Origin of the sequence: Prevotella sp. E13-27 (assembly GCF_023217965.1) — a bacterium.
Lineage (GTDB): Bacteria > Bacteroidota > Bacteroidia > Bacteroidales > Bacteroidaceae > Prevotella.
Genome location: NZ_JALPSC010000002.1, coordinates 1,510,026 through 1,527,815, shown reverse-complemented (window position 1 = coordinate 1,527,815; position 17,790 = coordinate 1,510,026). Strand labels below are relative to the sequence as shown.

Annotated in this window: 18 protein-coding genes and 2 pseudogenes; 3 read left to right on the top strand and 17 right to left on the bottom strand. The window is 44.0% G+C overall.

The genetic code is table 11. The annotated features are described in order from the left end of the window. Positions 1-917: 917 nt before the first annotated feature. From M1L52_RS15515 to M1L52_RS15455, 13 genes and pseudogenes are all read right to left on the bottom strand, one after another. Positions 918-3,122, bottom strand: coding sequence for an outer membrane beta-barrel family protein (locus tag M1L52_RS15515; protein ID WP_248615928.1), 2,205 nt, complete (start codon positions 3,120-3,122; stop codon positions 918-920). A 4-nt stretch (positions 3,123-3,126) separates the two neighbouring features. Next, a complete protein-coding gene (locus M1L52_RS15510; protein WP_248615927.1) occupies positions 3,127-4,044 on the bottom strand; it encodes a hypothetical protein in 918 nt (305 codons plus the stop codon). Continuing rightward, positions 4,034-4,663, bottom strand: coding sequence for a hypothetical protein (locus M1L52_RS15505; protein ID WP_248615926.1), 630 nt, complete (start codon positions 4,661-4,663; stop codon positions 4,034-4,036). The genes M1L52_RS15510 and M1L52_RS15505 overlap by 11 nt, the downstream gene beginning before the upstream one ends. Continuing rightward, positions 4,660-5,154: an RNA polymerase sigma factor gene (locus tag M1L52_RS15500; RefSeq protein WP_248615925.1), complete on the bottom strand. Its 495-nt coding sequence runs from the start codon at positions 5,152-5,154 to the stop codon at positions 4,660-4,662. Before M1L52_RS15500 ends, M1L52_RS15505 begins: the two co-directional genes overlap by 4 nt. A 71-nt stretch (positions 5,155-5,225) precedes the next feature. After that, a complete protein-coding gene (locus M1L52_RS15495) occupies positions 5,226-5,291 on the bottom strand; it encodes a hypothetical protein (protein ID WP_248616096.1) in 66 nt (21 codons plus the stop codon). Between the two features lie 176 nt (positions 5,292-5,467). After that, positions 5,468-5,728 (bottom strand): annotated as a pseudogene (locus M1L52_RS15490) (protein O-mannosyl-transferase family); the annotation flags it as partial. 99 nt (positions 5,729-5,827) lie between these two features. Continuing rightward, complete coding sequence (locus tag M1L52_RS15485) at positions 5,828-6,493, bottom strand: helix-turn-helix domain-containing protein (RefSeq protein ID WP_248615924.1); 666 nt, start codon at positions 6,491-6,493, stop codon at positions 5,828-5,830. Positions 6,494-6,511: 18 nt separating this feature from the next. Continuing rightward, positions 6,512-6,877 carry a HigA family addiction module antitoxin gene (locus M1L52_RS15480; protein ID WP_248615923.1) on the bottom strand — a complete coding sequence of 122 codons (366 nt, stop codon included), beginning with the start codon at positions 6,875-6,877 and terminating at the stop codon, positions 6,512-6,514. Further along, entirely contained in the window at positions 6,870-7,187 is a 318-nt protein-coding gene (locus M1L52_RS15475) for a type II toxin-antitoxin system RelE/ParE family toxin (RefSeq protein WP_248615922.1), read from the bottom strand. The genes M1L52_RS15480 and M1L52_RS15475 overlap by 8 nt, the downstream gene beginning before the upstream one ends. 91 nt (positions 7,188-7,278) lie before the next feature. Next, the gene (locus tag M1L52_RS15470; RefSeq protein ID WP_248615921.1) at positions 7,279-7,827 is read right to left on the bottom strand and encodes a hypothetical protein; all 549 of its coding nucleotides are present in this window, start codon (positions 7,825-7,827) and stop codon (positions 7,279-7,281) included. Positions 7,828-7,835: 8 nt separating this feature from the next. Continuing rightward, complete coding sequence (locus M1L52_RS15465; RefSeq protein WP_248615920.1) at positions 7,836-9,041, bottom strand: WD40/YVTN/BNR-like repeat-containing protein; 1,206 nt, start codon at positions 9,039-9,041, stop codon at positions 7,836-7,838. 95 nt (positions 9,042-9,136) lie between these two features. Beyond that, positions 9,137-9,937: a class I SAM-dependent methyltransferase gene (locus tag M1L52_RS15460; RefSeq protein ID WP_248615919.1), complete on the bottom strand. Its 801-nt coding sequence runs from the start codon at positions 9,935-9,937 to the stop codon at positions 9,137-9,139. Between the two features lie 77 nt (positions 9,938-10,014). Then, entirely contained in the window at positions 10,015-11,688 is a 1,674-nt protein-coding gene (locus M1L52_RS15455) for a sigma-70 family RNA polymerase sigma factor (RefSeq protein WP_248615918.1), read from the bottom strand. A 674-nt stretch (positions 11,689-12,362) separates the two neighbouring features. On the opposite strand from M1L52_RS15455, the gene M1L52_RS15450 reads away from it, so the two are divergent. The 3 genes from M1L52_RS15450 to M1L52_RS15440 all read left to right on the top strand — a co-directional run bounded on the left by M1L52_RS15450 (position 12,363) and on the right by M1L52_RS15440 (position 13,920). Further along, the gene (locus M1L52_RS15450) at positions 12,363-12,923 is read left to right on the top strand and encodes a helix-turn-helix domain-containing protein (protein WP_248615917.1); all 561 of its coding nucleotides are present in this window, start codon (positions 12,363-12,365) and stop codon (positions 12,921-12,923) included. Further along, a complete protein-coding gene (locus tag M1L52_RS15445) occupies positions 12,907-13,284 on the top strand; it encodes an HTH domain-containing protein (protein ID WP_248615916.1) in 378 nt (125 codons plus the stop codon). The genes M1L52_RS15450 and M1L52_RS15445 overlap by 17 nt, the downstream gene beginning before the upstream one ends. A gap of 189 nt (positions 13,285-13,473) precedes the next feature. Then, positions 13,474-13,920, top strand: a complete 447-nt coding sequence (locus tag M1L52_RS15440; RefSeq protein WP_248615915.1) for a hypothetical protein — start codon at positions 13,474-13,476, stop codon at positions 13,918-13,920. 935 nt (positions 13,921-14,855) lie between these two features. Here the strand turns inward: M1L52_RS15440 and M1L52_RS15435 are convergent. The 4 genes and pseudogenes from M1L52_RS15435 to M1L52_RS15420 form a co-directional block, all read right to left on the bottom strand. Continuing rightward, positions 14,856-14,954 (bottom strand): annotated as a pseudogene (locus tag M1L52_RS15435) (TIGR04076 family protein); the annotation flags it as partial. A gap of 73 nt (positions 14,955-15,027) precedes the next feature. Continuing rightward, positions 15,028-15,861, bottom strand: a complete 834-nt coding sequence (locus M1L52_RS15430; protein WP_248615914.1) for a hypothetical protein — start codon at positions 15,859-15,861, stop codon at positions 15,028-15,030. A gap of 29 nt (positions 15,862-15,890) precedes the next feature. Then, positions 15,891-16,781 carry a hypothetical protein gene (locus M1L52_RS15425; RefSeq protein WP_248615913.1) on the bottom strand — a complete coding sequence of 297 codons (891 nt, stop codon included), beginning with the start codon at positions 16,779-16,781 and terminating at the stop codon, positions 15,891-15,893. Between the two features lie 26 nt (positions 16,782-16,807). Continuing rightward, complete coding sequence (locus tag M1L52_RS15420; RefSeq protein ID WP_248615912.1) at positions 16,808-17,623, bottom strand: hypothetical protein; 816 nt, start codon at positions 17,621-17,623, stop codon at positions 16,808-16,810. Positions 17,624-17,790 lie beyond the last annotated feature (167 nt).

The following is a 17,790-nucleotide window of genomic DNA, read 5'->3' as shown; positions in this document are numbered from 1 at the left end:
ATTATTTATTCAAGTTTCTCAAATTGTTTTTTAACCACGAATTACACGAATTGAACGAATTTATTGCTGCACACAATAACCGAATTTATAACAAATCACACGAATAGGAATCGCTGGCGATTCCTTGCTGAGCCAGCCAATTCGTTTAATTCGTTGCATCTATGATGCATAGTTTTCAAGTCGTTCTGCATAGAAATATTCGTGAAATTCGTAAAATTCGTGGTCGTTATATACATGCGAAAGTTGTATTATTTATTAACCATTCTCGCTGATTATTTCCTTGCGGCACGTGACGTTGCAACAACTGGCTGAAAATTCAACTTGTTGAATCTGCGAATTGTTTAGACAGAATTTCGATGTGTTATAGTCAAGACTGCGATGTAGTTCTAACTATATAATTTTACAAACTCGTCGACTTTGATGACCAAACTCGTCGACTTTGGTCACCAAACTCGACGAGTTTGGTTTTCAAGATAGTAAGAACTATATTACAAGGATGCCAAAACTATATTACAGAACTGCCAGAACAAGAGCACCAAACTAAGAATACAATTAAGTAGATTAGAGAGAACTGTTACTTTTATTCGAGAGAAGTTAAACATCTCTCGGAGTAAAGTTAAACATCTCTCAAAGCAAAGTTAAACTTCTCTCGGAGTAAAGTTAAACTTCTCTCAGAGCAAAGTTAATTATCTCTTTAAACGAAGTCCTGCAATCGGCAGGAAACTCATTTTTTGCCATTTTTTGTTATGGCTTTCAATTATATTTCTTAACTTTGCGCCATCGCTTGTTGGCCTTAAGGGGCAAAGCCAGCCTCTCGTTTCTTCTATATATCCAGACTTATTGTTCAAAAAATGCTCTTTGTTCACGGATAATGAACGTGCATTGTATGTTGAACACGAAATCAGCCCCAATTATCATTATTTCTTAGTAATTCCACCAACGACATCATCATTTTCGATGCTATGCTCGGTTTTCTTGACGTTGGCTTTAAGAGACCCGAAGCGCCAAGTGACGGAGAGGCTGAACGAACGGGCACGATTCCACGACTTCTGATAATCGCGATAGTCGCCATTGACGGTCTCGGCCTCTGATGTCCAGTATTTGTTGAATGGGGCGTTAGCACCAAGGCGCACCGTCAGGCGGTCATCCTTGAGGAACGAGCGTTGCAGGGAGAAGTAGTAACCATAATAGGAATGTTGCATGTAGTAGATGCCTGAGGGACTATGGCCAACCTTGCCGTATGTGACTGCATAGAAAAGCAACTTCCAAGGTAGCTTTTGAGAGAGGTTCGCATAGAAGTTGTCAGACCACCCAAAGGTGCGATAGCCAAGGTTGGGGTTCTCGTTGTGCTCGTAGCGCAGATTATTGTTGATGACAATCGTCGTACCATCGAATGGCCTCCACTGTACGTATTGCTCTATCGAGAATCGACGATAGCGAAGGATGTTATCGTATGTGTTATATCGGATGTCGTTTTTAGCGGTCTGAATGGAGCTGATGCCGCCTGAACTGAAGTTATAGGCAGGGGCAATCTGTAGTGTCAGATGAGGTAGGATATACGAATAGATAAGACTGATACGCTGCGTTCGTGAGCTCACTAGGTTAGGATTGCCCTGTTGGACAACCATTGGCGACGTCACGACAGCAGGATTCAGATAGGATATGCCTGGACGGTTGATGCTTGTAGTATAGCTCAACTTCAACGATTGTGCATCCGTCATCTGGTACTTCAGCGAGGCCTGTGGCACCCAGTCGTTCAGATGTTTGTCGTAGGTATTGCCTTTCCCATCTGGATATTCACCCTGCATATAGCTGTGTTCATAGCGCAGCCCGGCCCGTGCTGACCACTTTTCGTGATTGTAGATGTAGTCAGCGTATGCAGCGAGTACACGGGTGGTATGTCTGAACTCATCGTTGGTGAGAAGGTCGATACCATAGAAGTCCTGCTTATTGTGGCTGTTGTTGTTGCGATCGATATATTTCGTACCAATCTCAAGCTTGTGACCCTTGCCCAATGGACGCAGCCAGTCTGCTTGGAACGTGTGTTCTGTAAATCGCTCACGTTCTGTCTGGAGACTGCCTGTATAGTTGAAAGGAGCATTGACTATTTCTGTGTACATATTCTCCTGGTCCGAATGTTGACGCGTCAGGGCGAGCATGTACGAGAGAGTGAGCCGCTCGCCCTTCCGACGCGTCTTGTGCTCGTAATCGAGCCTTCCGTTCCAGGAGTGATGGCTGTAGCCGGGCATCCAGTAGTGGTTATTAAATCGATAGAGAATATCGTTTGACGAGTTGCTCAGCGACGTCCGGCTATCACCCTGCACGTTGAGCTTGTAGAAGTATCCCCCAAATGAGGCTGACAGCAGGTTTAGCGAGTCGATGTCGTAGCTCGCATTGATGTCTGCATAATGGATGGAGCCTGGATTCGTACCGTCAGACTGAGACAGCATTCGATTGCCCGTATCAAGATAAGTACGGTCTGTATAGGTACTGTTCTCTGTCTCGCGGCTCGACATTCCTCCGTAGCCGTATTCAACAGATGTCAGCAGCTTACCAATCTGTCCCGTCAGCGAGCCGTAGAAGTTTGGATGATTCAGTGAGTTATAGGTAGCCGATATTACACCCGTCATGCCTTGCATCTTTGAACCATCAACCATCACGATATTCAGGATGGCATCCACGCCTTCGGCATCCTCGCGTGCTCCAGGATCGGTAATCACTTCGATACGCTTTACCATCGAGGCGGGCATCGACTTGAAGGTTTCCATGGCATTCTTCGACAGGCTGGGGTCATAATGCCCATTCTTGTATATCTTATAGCTGCTATTGCCCTTGACAAGTATATTGTCTTGTCCGTCGACCGTCACCATAGGCACCTTGCGAAGCATATCCATTACCGTCTGCGTCTTCGATTCCTCGTCAGCTTGGACATCATAGCCTATGCGGTCTATTTCCTGTTTGACAAGCTGCTTCTGTGCCTTGATTACCACACCATCGAGTTCTTTACTCCATGTGATGGAATCGCTCTTTACTTTAGTCGTATCCGTTTTCGTTTGAGCTGTAGATTCCCCTGCTCCCACTGTCATCAACAGCAGGAGTGCCATTATTCCAATATGTTTCATCGGTTTACTTCTTTAGTCGTTCGATACTCGCTTGGAACATTTCTTGTAAGAATTCATCGTTGGTAGCCTTCATCACTTTTTCAAGTTCTTTGATTACCATCTTCTTCTCCATATCGTCCAGTGCGTCGGCCTTCTTACACATCTTGTATATGTGTGAGGCATAGTAATTGGATGCTGTGCTATTGGGGTTCCTCAGGAAGAGATTCTTGAAGGTGTTGAACTGGCTGAGCCATGATTCAGAACCGATGCTACTGCTAACAAAGGTGGAGTCGCTGCCAAAGGCTGACAGACCCTCGCCCATCGAGAAGAATTTGTTAAATAAATCGGAATCTCCATACGAAAAGCCGTTAGCACTCAGTTTCACGTCATTGCCGTTGATTCTAATGATTCTCCCCTTTTTCTCGCCCTCACGATACTGTTGCGTAGTAGCGTAGGTTACGATTAGCTTTCCTACAATTTCTTTTTCGTCTTTACGCCATTCCATAGCGTATGCATAACGATGGGTCTTGGTCATATCTTCCGGATCAAGGAAAAGCGCGTAGATATAGCGAGAACCCTTGATGTCGCCCAAGGGATAGCCGCTGTCATCACCACCTACGGCCAAACTCGTGTAGTCGTATGACTTCTTGCTTGTAGCAGATGCCGTTTTCATGCTGTAGGCTTTCTCTTTGTCCTGTTCAAAGGCACGCTCTACATCCTCAACCAAGTCGTGGTGGGATGCGGGTATTGTAAACTCGTAGACATCTAATTGTCCCTCCTTGACTCCCGTTCCCGGGTTCTTGTTCAGTTTGTGACTACTTTCCACTTGTGCCGGTTCACTTGTTATCAATACGTTGAAAGCACGCTTGATAAACCCTTGTGCATGGGCTGTCAGGGGCATCAGCATTAGGATGCCTGCTGCCAGAAATAGTTTATTCTTCATAAGCCAAATACTTTGTTTGTTCGTTAATATATAGGATGGTACCGTCTTCTTGTTCCACAGGGACATACCCGAGAGACAACAGCCGTGCCTCTGTGAGTTCTTGCCGACATTGTGCAATCTGCTCTTCTGCCTCTTGTAGTCCTTTTGCTGCATCAGCCATCAGGGTGTATGCCTTGGCATAGTCATTGATGGTGGGTTCTGTCTTACGCAGACGGCGTTTCCTGGACTGCATGGGACTGGGCTCGTCACGCATGATTTCTACAGAATCGGCCTTTTCTTTCATTTCTGTCACTCTCGGCTGCATCGTCTTTGCAGTGTCTGTCTTAGCCGTCAGATATGTGCCTTCAGGTTGCAGGCCAACTTGCTTAGTTGGTACTGAAATATATAGCAAACCTGCGACAGCTGCAGCAGCTACACCCCAGAAAGCCCATCTTCTCTTTTGCTGTTTTGGTTTCATCGCCTCTATCTCGCTAAAGAGTTGCCGATAGTCCTCCCATTCTTCGGGTACATTTCCATGATGGAAGTAGTCTGCAAGGATGTCTTCTTCCTCGAGAGTCGAAGTGCCGTCCATATACTTGTCCAGCAGCTTTGCAATATAATCCTTTGTGTACTTTATCATCGTTTATTCCTCCGTTTTATTTCTTCCAATAATGTTCGTCTTGCCCTTGCCAGGAGCGTGCTTACTGATGTCGTTTCGATACCCAATAGTTGGGCAATCTCTTCGTGGCTCCGCCGTTCCTCTTGGCGCATATATAATAAGGTGCGTTGCGTGGTGGGCAGTTGCTGTAGTTTCATCGTGAGCCATTCCTCGTTTTCCTTTGACTCCAGTTCTTCTTGCGGACTGCTGGTAAGACTGACGATGGTGGCCTCCTCAAGCGATTCGGCTGTCCGCCGCCTCTGGAGATCCCTCAGCGTGTGTTTCGCCATCAGCGTAACGATAGCCTCTACTGACCGGAACCGCTCCAGTTCGTCGTGCATCTGCCACAGACGGAGCATCACATCCTGTGCGATGTCCTCTGCCATATCTTCGCCCGCCCCGTAGTGTCGGCTCACATTGAGCGCTTTCTCTCGCCACGTGCGGGCTTTCTGTTCAAATGCACTTCTTTCCATTTATTCTTTGCTACACCTATTAGACGCATATATCGCTCAAAACCAAACAGACTTTAGCAGAGTTTAACAGATTAACCTTTTCTAAGAATCCCAAGTATAATCAGCAGATAGCCTGCGAGACAAAACATCGGGGCGATGACAATTCTGCGGGTTGAGAAGATGGCAGGGTTAACAGCGGTGTTTTGCCATATTGCTCGCGGTTCAGATAGCTGCCCAAAGAGAAGATGTTATCAGGCGCATTCTCACACATCGGTGTCTGGGCATTGGCTCTAATGAAGATAACACCATAGCTACTGTAGCCGATGAGCATCATCAGCAGTGCCGACAGGAGATTAACCATCAGCGCCACTTGCGACGGATCACTGGCCAGTTGTGAGAACAGGTTGGCGGCTAACATAAAGACTGGTGCGCCAGGCGGGTGTCCAATCTCCAACTTATAGCCACACGCAATGAATTCAGGACAATCCCACAGACTGGCCGTTGGCTCTACAGTCAGTCCATAGACAATAGCGGTAATGGCAAAGACAAGCCACGCCATGCAAGTGTTAATTCTCGAAAAAGATGTTTGATTCATCATACGTTTGCCTTTTTTCCGGCAAAGGTATGAAGACTATCAATTGTCACCAAAAATACTTTCTGACATTTGTCTGACATTAATCTGACAAGCGCCTATCTACCTGACTTTCAGACCGTATGACTTTCCCCTGTCTGACTCGATTTTGAGGTTGGAATGTTCTTCTATGATAGGCTTCAGGCGTCGGATAAGGGTGTAAAGTGTCTCGCTTGTATCGGGTTTCTTGGGCCAAAGCGCATCGCAAATCTCTGCTTTCGACAACTGATGCGAGGGCGACTGCCACAGCATCTCCATCAGCTGCTGCTGCATCGGGGTTAGCTTTACTTCGCAGCCTTTGGCATTGACGAACCGCCCATCTTGCAGAGCCAAGCCGCCATAAAGTCCTAATGCTGACAGCCGCCTATGCTGATACAGGCAGAACAGGCTCCACAAAAGCACCATCGACCATAGAATCATCGAAGGACGCTGGTCAGAGAGTGAGAGAATCGTGGCTGTCGACACTTGCGGACGAGGACGGAATCCTTTCTTGGTGTCCACCGCCAAAACTGCATTTCCTCTCAACCCCTCTATTTGCAGATGACTGTTGAACACCTGAATAGTGTCAGCACTGATCACGTCCGACTGCTGTTCATCCAGAGCCTTGGCCAATGCCTGATTCACATCCTCGGTCACCAGCTTCTCCGTTGTCTTATAACTCGTCAGGCTCACCATACTCGAAGCGATTATCAGTGCAAAGAGCACCACTACTGCGTATTTCTGTTTCATAAAATCACATTATTAGTATCAGAATACACACGCCCATCCGAATTTACGGACGAGTTCTTGTAACAGATTCCTGTCACGAATAGGGATTGTAACCGAGACAGTCTCTCGCTGGTTATCACGTTCAGCGATATTGGCTGTATCGAGGTCATGCTGTGTCTGCATGTTCATCCAAATGTCAGCAGGGATGCCAAGTGCTTTCTCCAAGGCTACAGCCACGTTGAGCGATACCGAACGTTTACCGTTGATGGTCTCGCTGAGTACGGATGCCTTGATGCCAGTCTCGTCAGCGAGTTGCTTCTGTGTCATACCACGTTCTTTAAGTTCATCCTTAATCATTTCACCAGGATGTGTAGCAATAAATGGGGTTAGAACTTTCTTACTCATAATGCTTGGAAATTTCAAATATCAATGCGTTTACAATTATTCCGCTTTCATCGGGAGAACTATAGAAGAACAGGCGGTACTGATCGTTAATCCATACAGCATCTACACCATTCAGATCACCTTTCTTCTTCTCATAGTGGAGCGACTTAATAAGGAATAGATCTTCCAGTCGCCGAGCAGCTTTAAGATAGTTAACCACCTTGATGAATCGTTTCACAATGTCCTTGGACAGCTTCTTATACTGGCTGTCCTTGGTTGTTCCTGTGGTGTACAACTCCTCTAATGCCGCATTATCGAATTCAATGTTCATTGTCTAAAATGATTAAGACGGTGCAAAGATAATGAGAATTTTCAAAAGATTATCAAATTTGCGAATTTTTTAAGATTTCTTGCGAATTTTATTAAAAATTCGGTTCTGCATCGCCACGCAGGAAGGTAATCCATCCATCCTTGTCTTTGAAGTAAAATCCTTCGAATCGAAACGTCGTTTCGTCGGCGTAGTCGAAGGTAGCGATATTGGAATAGGCCATATGTCCACTATTAGCACCTTCATATTGAGCATTCAAAAACAGGCAGTTGTGCTTCTCGCCATTTTCCCCTTCCGGGCTGTAGTAACTCAGTTTCCATGTACCTGAGAAAGTTCCTTCCAAAGGCTCCACATTCTCCCAATCGGTATAGAGTTGCTCGCCGTCGATAGTGACGAGCTTGCGGGTTTGCCATTTGCGCAGACCTGTCAGCGTTCCATCAGATTCAAACGTCAGCCGCTCGAAGAATCGTTGCCGCTCGCCGATGCGTTCAAGGTACCATGTACCGACAAGTAGCGGTCCATATTGCTCCCGCAGTTGCTCTGTCTTTTCGTGTGCCTCTGGGTTTGTCCATTGTGGGGCGCTGCTGCATGAGGCGAGAGAGATGATGGTGAACAGTCCGAAGATAATTACTATCTTGTTCATATCAAATTTTATTTCAAGATTATCCGTCCATTTTTGATGTAGATTCCATGATGTGGTTCAACAACCTTTCGGCCCTGGAGGTCATAGATCGGGGATTCTTTCTGGTCAGATGCGACGCTACGAATGTCTGTGGTGCTCTTGGCAACAAGTTCTGCCTTGGAAACCTCATAGACACCTGACTCGGAATAAATGACAAGGCGATTACCATATTGCTGCAGGTCGTTTATCCTATCATGCTCCCTTTTGGATGTCATTACCTGTGACGGATGCCATGAATGTCCGCCATCGGTGGAACACATCAGTTTTATGCAAGCATCCTTCTGGCCATTTCGCCCCAGACATCCCGCCATATATACCGTGTCGGGATGCTCGTTGTCGAATGCTGAGAAGATCCAGTAGGCCATGCGTGTTTCATCGCCCCAATAGTTCTGACAGCTCCACGTCTGGCCGTTGTCGTCGGAGAGGAATACGCATCCTTCGCCGCCTGCCAGCCAACGGTCGGGGTTGGTGGGATGGAATGTCGGCTGGTGAACGCAGTTGTCACCGGGGAAGCCGAGTGAATTGCCGTGGTCGTTCCATGTCTGGCCACCGTCGTAACTGATTTTGATATGGCCTTCAAAAATAATTCCTTCTCCACTATTGTAGATGATGTTCGGACGTGCAGGGTGAAAGCCGATGAAAGTTGCCGCAGGGTTCCCATAAACGAATTCCGTCAGGCACTCCCAAGTCTGACCAAAGTCTGTAGAGAGTAATATGCCTTGACCGTTTGACGAGACCATCAGTGTGTTCTGGTCTGTAGGATGGCTTGCCAGACTAAAAAAACGCTCGTATTCCTTCTTGCTGGGGATTCCAGGTGTTACGTCCTCGTAAGTCTGCCCGCCGTCGTGCGACAGGAGCAGGAAACTGCCGCCCTCATTACTGCGCAAGGCCAGAATGTCGCTGCCACGTCGGGCATAGTCCTGTAGCGGCACGCCCTCGAAGCCTACAAGTTGCCACGCGCTGTTGTCTGCCGAAAGGTCTTTGGCATAGAGGCCCTGATTGGTGCAGACGAATAGCCTATCACTCTCGACGTGCATTCTGGGCTGGGAGAAATTGCCTTGCCGCTCACCTCCGTTGAAGCCGAGGTCGAGGGGATGGAAAAGCTGGGCCGAGGCGTCAAAGGGAAGAATGAGGAGAACAATTAAGATGTAGCTCCTGAATTTCATCAGTTTCATTTTCATCTTGATATTTGTCTAATATAGTAAACGCTGTTTAAATGAGAAAATTGCATCTCGACAGGATATAATGGTGTGAATAGAAACAGGGAATGTTATTGATTTAGGGCTTGACGTAGCAAATACCACGCAGATGTAGTATAGAAGTTACGTAAATATGGGATATTGGCAAAGAAAGTCCATTGGCAACGGGGATTTATGTGAAACTTTTGCTTGTAGTGTGGGTTGATGAGCCAAAGGGTGCGTTGGCAGATGGCGTAGTTTGTTTCAGAAACCAAGCGCTCGAATTTCTCGACGGTCATACGTGAATCTCGAATGCTCATTAGTTCATTGATGTTATTGGAACTGGCTCCACTTAACTTTAGCAATGCTTGGTAAAGAGGTTTGGGCAAAAGGTGGATGAAAGGCAGTTTGGAGCCAAAGCCAACAGCTATTTGCTGATGTCCTCCGAAAGGGTTGTGCCAGGTGGGGAAGCCGAAGAACACGATACCACTCTGTTTGAGAAAGTGTTTGATATGAAGCATAAAATCCTTTTTGTAAGACGGCTCGATATGTTCTATAACATCATGAATGAGTATGAGGTCGAACTTGTCTGTTTCGGTTTTGGGAACTTCTGTAAGGAGGAAATCTTGGCAGATAAATGTGCCTTTCTGATGACGCTCTGTAAAGAAATCCTGTGCCTCTTCAATGCGCTTCTGACAGATGTCTATTCCTGTCACCTTACAGCCTTTTTCTGCGAAGGGAAGCAGGTTGCCTCCCTCGCCACATCCGATTTCCAGGACACGGGTGGCAGGTGTAAGCGTAATATCTGCTTTCACGTAGTCAAGGTAGAACTCGCGGGCTGTGCTTGCCAACTCGCAGAAATATTGTTTCCTGTTAAGATGTCTCTGTTGCATTTTCTTTTCTTGTTTTGCTTCTCTATAAGGATAGATACCACAAGGCAAGAAAAGACTGCACAGATTTTAGAGGGAAATTACCAAGTGACGCGAATGCCCAGCGGCACGGAGAACGTGAACGGATGCTCCGTGCGGTAGGTCTCTATGCTTCCGCCCGTCGGGATATAGTATTGCAGGCTGGGTTCGACAAAGAAACCGAGGTTGGGCGTGAGATTATACTGCAGGCCGAGGCCTGTTCCAACAGACCACTGCTGTGGTGCGTTCAGAGCGCTCTTTTCGGTAGCCTCCTTTTTGCCATTCAAGTAATAGTTAGTGTTCAGCGGAGTATAGACAGGTATTTCCAACTTTACACCCATGCTTCCGTAGATGCTCCATTGCCTACGATTATATATATTATACAAGCCCTTTAACGGTATGCCGAGGTAGTGGATGGTCTGCTGCTCGTCGATGGCGTTTCCGTCGCTGCCCACCTCAAATTCAGATTTCAGACGGCTATAGTTTATTCCCGTTTCCAGTCCGAAGTTGCTATTGAACTTATATCTCAATGCCAAAGACCAAGTGATAGGCATATAGTGATGGCTCTTGCGCACTATTTCGTCAGTACCAGGTTGGCTGGCATTGTTCTTCGCAATATTAAGGATGACATCGTGGTTGTCGCCTCCGTCGGGATATTCTGACAGATAATCGGCGTAATCACTCCATTTCTTGAAGTCAACGAGCTTCATTTCCATACGCTCGCTGGTGATAGATCCATTCTTAACCATCCCCTTGAAAGCGAATGGACTATATTGGCTCTGCTCGTAGATGCTTCCACTAAATGACATATCCAGTGACCAATTCGACTGTATGCTCTCTTCCACCTTTCGATTCTCAGGTGATAAGTCAGCAATATGCGTATCGCTGTTGTGACGCATTTCTGGCAACGGCTCGTTATTGATGATCATAGTGTCCGAAGGTTCTACAGTGTGTGGAATCGTATCGGTGGCGGTGATGCTGTCTCTTGGCTGTTGAATGTTGGGAACCGCCGCCGTTCTGCGAGTCGTGTCTCTTAGCGCTATAGAAATCACTGGGCGCGTCACATTCGGACTCGTCGGCTCGGTCGATTTGTTCTTGTTATTATCTTGCCTCGTTACTATTGGCGTAATATCGTCTGACTGCTTATCAATCTTAAAGAAGAAATATGCGATAGGAAGCAGCAACGGCAGAAGCCATAGCAACCAGTAGTGTGCGAGCGTCTTTTGCAGCATCTTCTTGGCTCGTGATAGTTGAGAAGAAGACGAATGGGCTGCAATGCCCATGATTTCTGCAATTTCCTTGTGCGACATTTCCTCAATGACCGACAACTTGAACACCTGACCATAGCCGTTTGGCAGTGCATCGACAGCGGCCATCAGTTCGGCCATCGTCGGCAAAGGCTTTTCTTTAGGCTGCGCTGTCTCTTGGACCAACTCCTCTTCTGTGAGCGTCGAAAGAGGAAGCATAGTTGGATCATGGTGACGCTGCATATACCGTCTGGCCACATTAGTTGTGATGCTTGTCAGCCATGCTTCGAAGCGTTGTGGATTGCGCAATTGGTCCATCTTGGCAAAGGCCAGCAAAAATGCATCATGTGCCAATTCCTCTGCCACTTGTCGATTGCCTACGATGCGTTGGCATATCCCCGTCATCTGCCGGTGATATGCCTTATACAGGCTTCCAAGTGCATCCTCGTCGCCTTGTCGCCATCTTTCTATGAGTTCTTCTATGTCCATAAGAAACATTCTGCCTCTATTGACATAGATACCACTTTCCCAAAAAGGCTGCACGGGAATTATAACTTTTTTTCAAACATGGGTCACTTTATTTCTTTTAAGCAACCAAATAGCAGTTATATCGCTCATCTCTTCGTGTTCCCGTTCTCCTGCATCAAGAATTTCCGAATCTTTTCTTTGCTTGGCAACTGTAACTCATATCGGGCAACAAATAGTTGGGGGGAATGGGGTAAGTAAATCACTCTGGACGACTCGCCCGTCTCCCCAGCATTTCGCCGCGCTCCATCACGCGCCACTCCCCGTGCTCCATGCAGTACTCCCGTAGAAACTCCAGGTCCAGCCCCTCCTTGTAGGTGTTAAATTGCTTGTTTGGTGTCATATTCGTCAACTATCTGATTCGTGGGTACAAAGGTAGTCATTTTTCAACACAAATCGTTTCTCTTTGTTATATCACAGTCTTGTTTTAGACAATATTTGCTTAAATTACGCGCGAAACGTCAAATATATGCCTTCTTCTCAATAAAAATGTGTACATTTGCAAGGTAAAATGAGAATTTATATAGGATGGAATTAAAGACTCTGATAGCTGAATGTACAGTATACGACTTCAAGGTGATGCTTGAAGAAAAGAAACCTAAAAGCTGGTTGAAGAGCATAAGCGCTTTTCCAATGGCTTGGGTGGTTCCATTTTCTTTGGTATTGATAATGATGGAATTGTTAAAGGACTTGATGATGTGCAGCATGTATGTGAGACTATCAGTAGCAGGATTCGTGACTATATGGATCCCCTGCCAGAGGTGGAGATGATTCCCCATGATATAGATGGTCTGCACATCTTGCAACTCAAAGTCAACGCAGGGCATTATATCCCATATTACTACGTTGGAGATGGTCAGCGTATTGCATTTGTCCGAGTTGGTGATGAGAGTCTTCCTGCCACGGCAGAGCAAATGGTACGTTTAGTACTGAAAGGTTCTAATAAAACCTACGATTCCCTTCACACAGATTATAAAGCGGAAGACTATGCTTTCACGATATTGGCGAATACTTTCAAAGACCGCACTAAACAAGAATGGGACAAAAAATATCTCTTGTCGTTTGGGCTGGTAACTGGCACAGGGAACCTTACGAATGCGGGCGCACTGTTTGCCGATGATTGCCCACTCTGGCAGTCTCGCCTTTATTGTACCCGATGGGATGGAAAGGAAAAGGGCCTATATGGAGAAACGAGGTAGCGGACTCACACGCATCTGTAATGAGACCAAAGCATTAGATGGATACAAGGATGAACTGAAGCCTGTGTTCAAATCTACTCCGACTCAATTTCAAACCATCATTTTTGCCTCTTCCGACGCCCCGAATGTCGGAGACCATGACGGAGACGTGTCGGAGACGAAACTTACTGAGCGTCAGCAGAAAATCCTGAATCTCATCAAAGAGTCTCCGACAATTACTGGCAAACAAATGTCGGAGACTTTGTCGGTGAGCCAACGCACCATCGAACGCGACCTCTCTGCGTTACAAAAAAATGGTGTTCTGAAGCGTGACGGCAAGGACAATGATGGTGTGTGGGTGGTGCTTGAAAAAAAAGACTAGATATTTGCTTTCAAGAAGATTAGCTATAGATAAAACAATAAAGTATGAGCATAAGATCGCCATATTATCTAGTGTGCTTATTTGGCAATTAGGGAGTTAATATGAAACAAGCAGATGCACAGGTGGAACTTACGAGTCTTGAATTTATCTCGCTTTTATTAATTCAATGCAACAATATATGAGTGATTGATGACTTCTTCAAAAACTTTTTCATCAATCTTCAAACTAGCCATCAAATGGGCTGCTAATAGTGATATAAAACAATTCGGTGGGGACATTGAGAAATACATGGGGCTTTATCATGACAAACCTAATGCCAATGACTTGATGCTCTATTTCCAGCAAGTTATCAATTGGGTTGAAGCCACTTTTCCCAAGTACGATGCACTGATGAAAGGACTGGACTGGGGACACATCTACGAAACCTTCAAGGATAAAAAAGATATAGATACTGATGCACTCCAAAAGGAACTGGAACGACTTTGGATGGATGATGACGTGACACACAAAGCTGGGGCATATGAATATGTGCTTGGAGGTGAAGAGAAACTTCTGAATATCCGTAAATTCACACCAGCAATGGCAAAAGCTGCATATACTAGACAACAAGGTATCTGTCCTGATTGTGGAAATTGAATCTGCGAATTGTTTAGACAGAATTTCGATGTGTTATAGTCAAGACTGCGATGTAGTTCTAACTATATAATTTTACAAACTCGTCGAGTTTGGTGACCAAAGTCGACGAGTTTGGTCGCCAAAGTCGTCGATTTTGGTTTTCAAGATAGTAAGAACTAGATTACAAGGATGCCAAAACTATACTACAGAACTGACAGAACAAGAACGCAAAACGAGCTACTGATCATCAGTGGCTCGCTTTGGATTATAGTATGTAAGGGGATGACCCTTGACATATTAGCATAAGTTATCTTCCCTCTCCCATCATCTGTTAGGCGAGACGATCACCCTGCTGTCTTGGAAAACACCAAAATGAAGTTGTATTCTTTCTGTCTTCAATCGATTCCCAAGAAGGGATTGTTCTGTTCCCAGTAAGGGAACATTTTTGAAAGTATAGCGTGTTGAAAATTTAGCGCTTCTTGTTGATGAACATCGAACAGTTTTATTTCGTGTCCTGATTTTTGTTGACTTTCAAACGGAAGTGCCCCATCCCTCCCGTCGGATGGTGCTGAGCCCTTTAAATAAAGGGATTCCGCGAATTTCATCCCTCCCGTCATCCCTCCCTTCATCTCCACCTTCATCTCCACCCCATCCCTCCCATGTTATCTAAGTTTCGGTTGTTCTTCATTTCATAAACATATAATTGCCGTTAATTTAACCATTAATTACATGATAATTAATGTCGAAAATATTCTGTTTGATTTGGTTAGATTTGTTTAATTTCTCGCCGCAGGCGACTCCATTTGCTTTAGTGTCCCTTTGGGCAGCGTTCGGCGACGAAGTCATGGGAGGGTTATGGGAGGGTTATGGGAGGGATTAAAAAAATCCCTCCCGTGCTCAAACCCTTTATACATCGGCGTTTCCAGCGATTATGGGAGGGATGATGGATTTTTCCGCTACTCTTTTATTACTTCGATGTAGAAGCTAAACGGACGGAAGCCGTCGTTGCAGCTAATCATGGCACTCATGGGGTTCTTCATCCAACCATCGTAGAAATATGTCAGGAGTCCCCGGTGATCAAGACTATAGAAATCAGGTGGAGGGACACACAAGTCCCTCCACGATTTCTTATTGATTTATAGCATTCATATCAGCGCCTTTTTCGTGTTTATTATAATTTTCCCATTCCTTTCCTGTAAATTCAACAAAATTATTAAGCAAATCAATAGTACCATATTTTTTCGCCAAGTTAATCTTAATATTATAAGAGGAGATGTTATCAGTATAATTACCATCAAACCACGTATAAAAATTAGCAATTTCTCCAGAACGGACTTCACGTCCACGTTCTTTTTCCGTCTTCAAAACATTTCCATCTTCATCCATGACTGATACTTCAAGTGAGTAACTATCATGTGGATAGTTAAATTTACTATCATTCCGAAGGTCAATATTTAGGCTGTATTCATCATCGCTGCGCTTAACAACACATGCAGCAACTACAAGATTGCCTTGCTTTGCCTTTGGATTATTGGCTATGAGATAGTCCAGAAACTCTTTATTATTAAATATCTGGTTAATTTCCATGTCTGACATTTTAGGATCTAATGCGCCAGTATTTTGGAAAACAGTTATCCATACTTCGTTCCAATCTACAAAGCCATGACTGTCAGTAATAATAAAATTACCATCAGTTTGTTTTTTTACATCAAATGTGATTTCGCTTGGCAACACAATCTGGTAAGTGGAGTCTGCCTCTTTAAAATTAATTTGAGCACCTTCAGCATCAACTATTACTGTTCCAAGGTCATTTAACGAAGGATATATAGCAGCAATTTTTTCATCATCTCCATTAGTTTGAGCTTCTACCAAATCGCTTAACAATGTCTCAACTTTTTGTTTGTCGGACTTGCAGGAGGTTATTCCAATAACCACCATGCAAAGAAATAATAATTTTTTCATAATTGCTTTCCTTTCTCTATTTGTGATAATTAATACCAACTTACGGAATCTAATTTTCCGTTTCTAATCCAAAAACTTCCTATTCTTGATCCTTTAAAATAGAAGTAGTATTTCTTTGAATTACCACCATCATACGTTAATTCAGTAGTGACAATGTAGTAGTCATAGGCTTTTCGCCAGTTATTCCACGCGTCAAAAACAGACTTTGACCTACCTGTTCTTATAACGGTTTTTAATGGAGTTTCAACAGGATCAAAACCATACTTTCTCTTGAATTTTGCGATTTCCGCCTTAAAGTTCTTTTCCGCCGCAGCTTCTTTTGCTTCTTTCTTTTTCACTAAAGTATTTTTGGAATAATAATGTCCATCGAAAAACCAGCCAATTTCAGGATAACCTGTTTCTGATTCTTCTTTAACTGAAATATGTCGAGGCTTATTTAAACCATAGTATGATAAATTAAACGATTCTTCCTTTAAATAGTCATTAGTATTAAAGTCATAATCAGGCCAGGCGATTGACAATTTTTCTTTTATTAACTTTGTAACTTCGTCATCTGACAGATTGGAAACTCCTGCAGATTTCGGACAATACATATTACAAATATCTTTTGGTGCTCCCAGTTTCTTGAGCCCAACTAATTCTGTAACTTTTGTAGAACATGTCATTGAATAGTCAGATATCCCAATACCATCTGGAAACATAATTCGCCAACATTCATCGCCATCTAAATAAAAGCCCTGTGGAAAAATCACCTTCTTATCACTAACCTTATAGCTCACATCTGATTTGATAGTATCATTCATGATACAAACCTCATCCATTTTACATTGAACCATTCCACCATTGGCCATCACATCCTGACTCATGCCCAGCACCATAAACAGTGCCACAAAAGACATCATAAAAATTTTCTTGCTCATAAGTTACTAAGTTTTTAAGTTAATAATTATTTTATTTCATACAAATGAGATTGTTGAGTCTTTATTCCCATTTTATTAAAATATTCATTTATACCCGCATTGTATATTTTTTGCAATATTGGATATTCTTTTCTTCGTGGCGAATCTGAGAAAGGAGGAAGCGGTTCCAATAATACTCTTGACACGAAAGACTTATAATCAATATTGTCGAATGTCTCAGCAGAATCAATACCATTCACATCTGAAACAGCAAAGATACGTATTTCTCGTTCTGTAGAAAACGCTTTTCTTTTCAAGCTCATCACATTCAGGTAACTTTCTAGATTTAGTTTTAGACCAGATAGCCCAGCACTTTTAACCAGAGAAACAATATCCTTTTTGTCCATAGAATAATCGCAAACAGAAATGTAAAACGTCCATTTACCATTATTCTCGCTGACCACCTTGGATAGAGTATTTACTAATTTGTCAAATAGAATTTCTATTCTTACCAGCCGTTCGCTACTTTTATAAGCTTTCCATGCCCACTCTTCACCTATACTTCCATTATAAGTGAAGCATAAGCATTTAACATTATGCTGTTTATACAAACCATAAAATGCACTTTCAAATGGATCGTCCCATTGTGTTGGTGATAAGAATGTTAATGTATTGTTGTTAAGATCAGTGAACAACCTTGAGAATGGTAAATAACGGAAAAAAGTTAAAGGCCATTTTGAATCAACGTCAAGTTCTGTTTCACCCATGACTTTGCAGACAGTTTTTCCACTCCCATCGAAAATTATTCTGTCTGACACATACACACCATTTGCTCTTTTAATATAAGATTGATTCGGTATCATAGATATAGTTATTACGAAGTTATTCGATTCATTATACACACAAAGAGTGTGAGCCTCCTCGACATCCTTAGTCTGAAGGTTCTGCAATACCCGTATATGTAAGAATGAAATCAGCTCACACCTGCAGGTATATAAATAGGCTAACTCCATAGCGGAGTGAGCAGTAT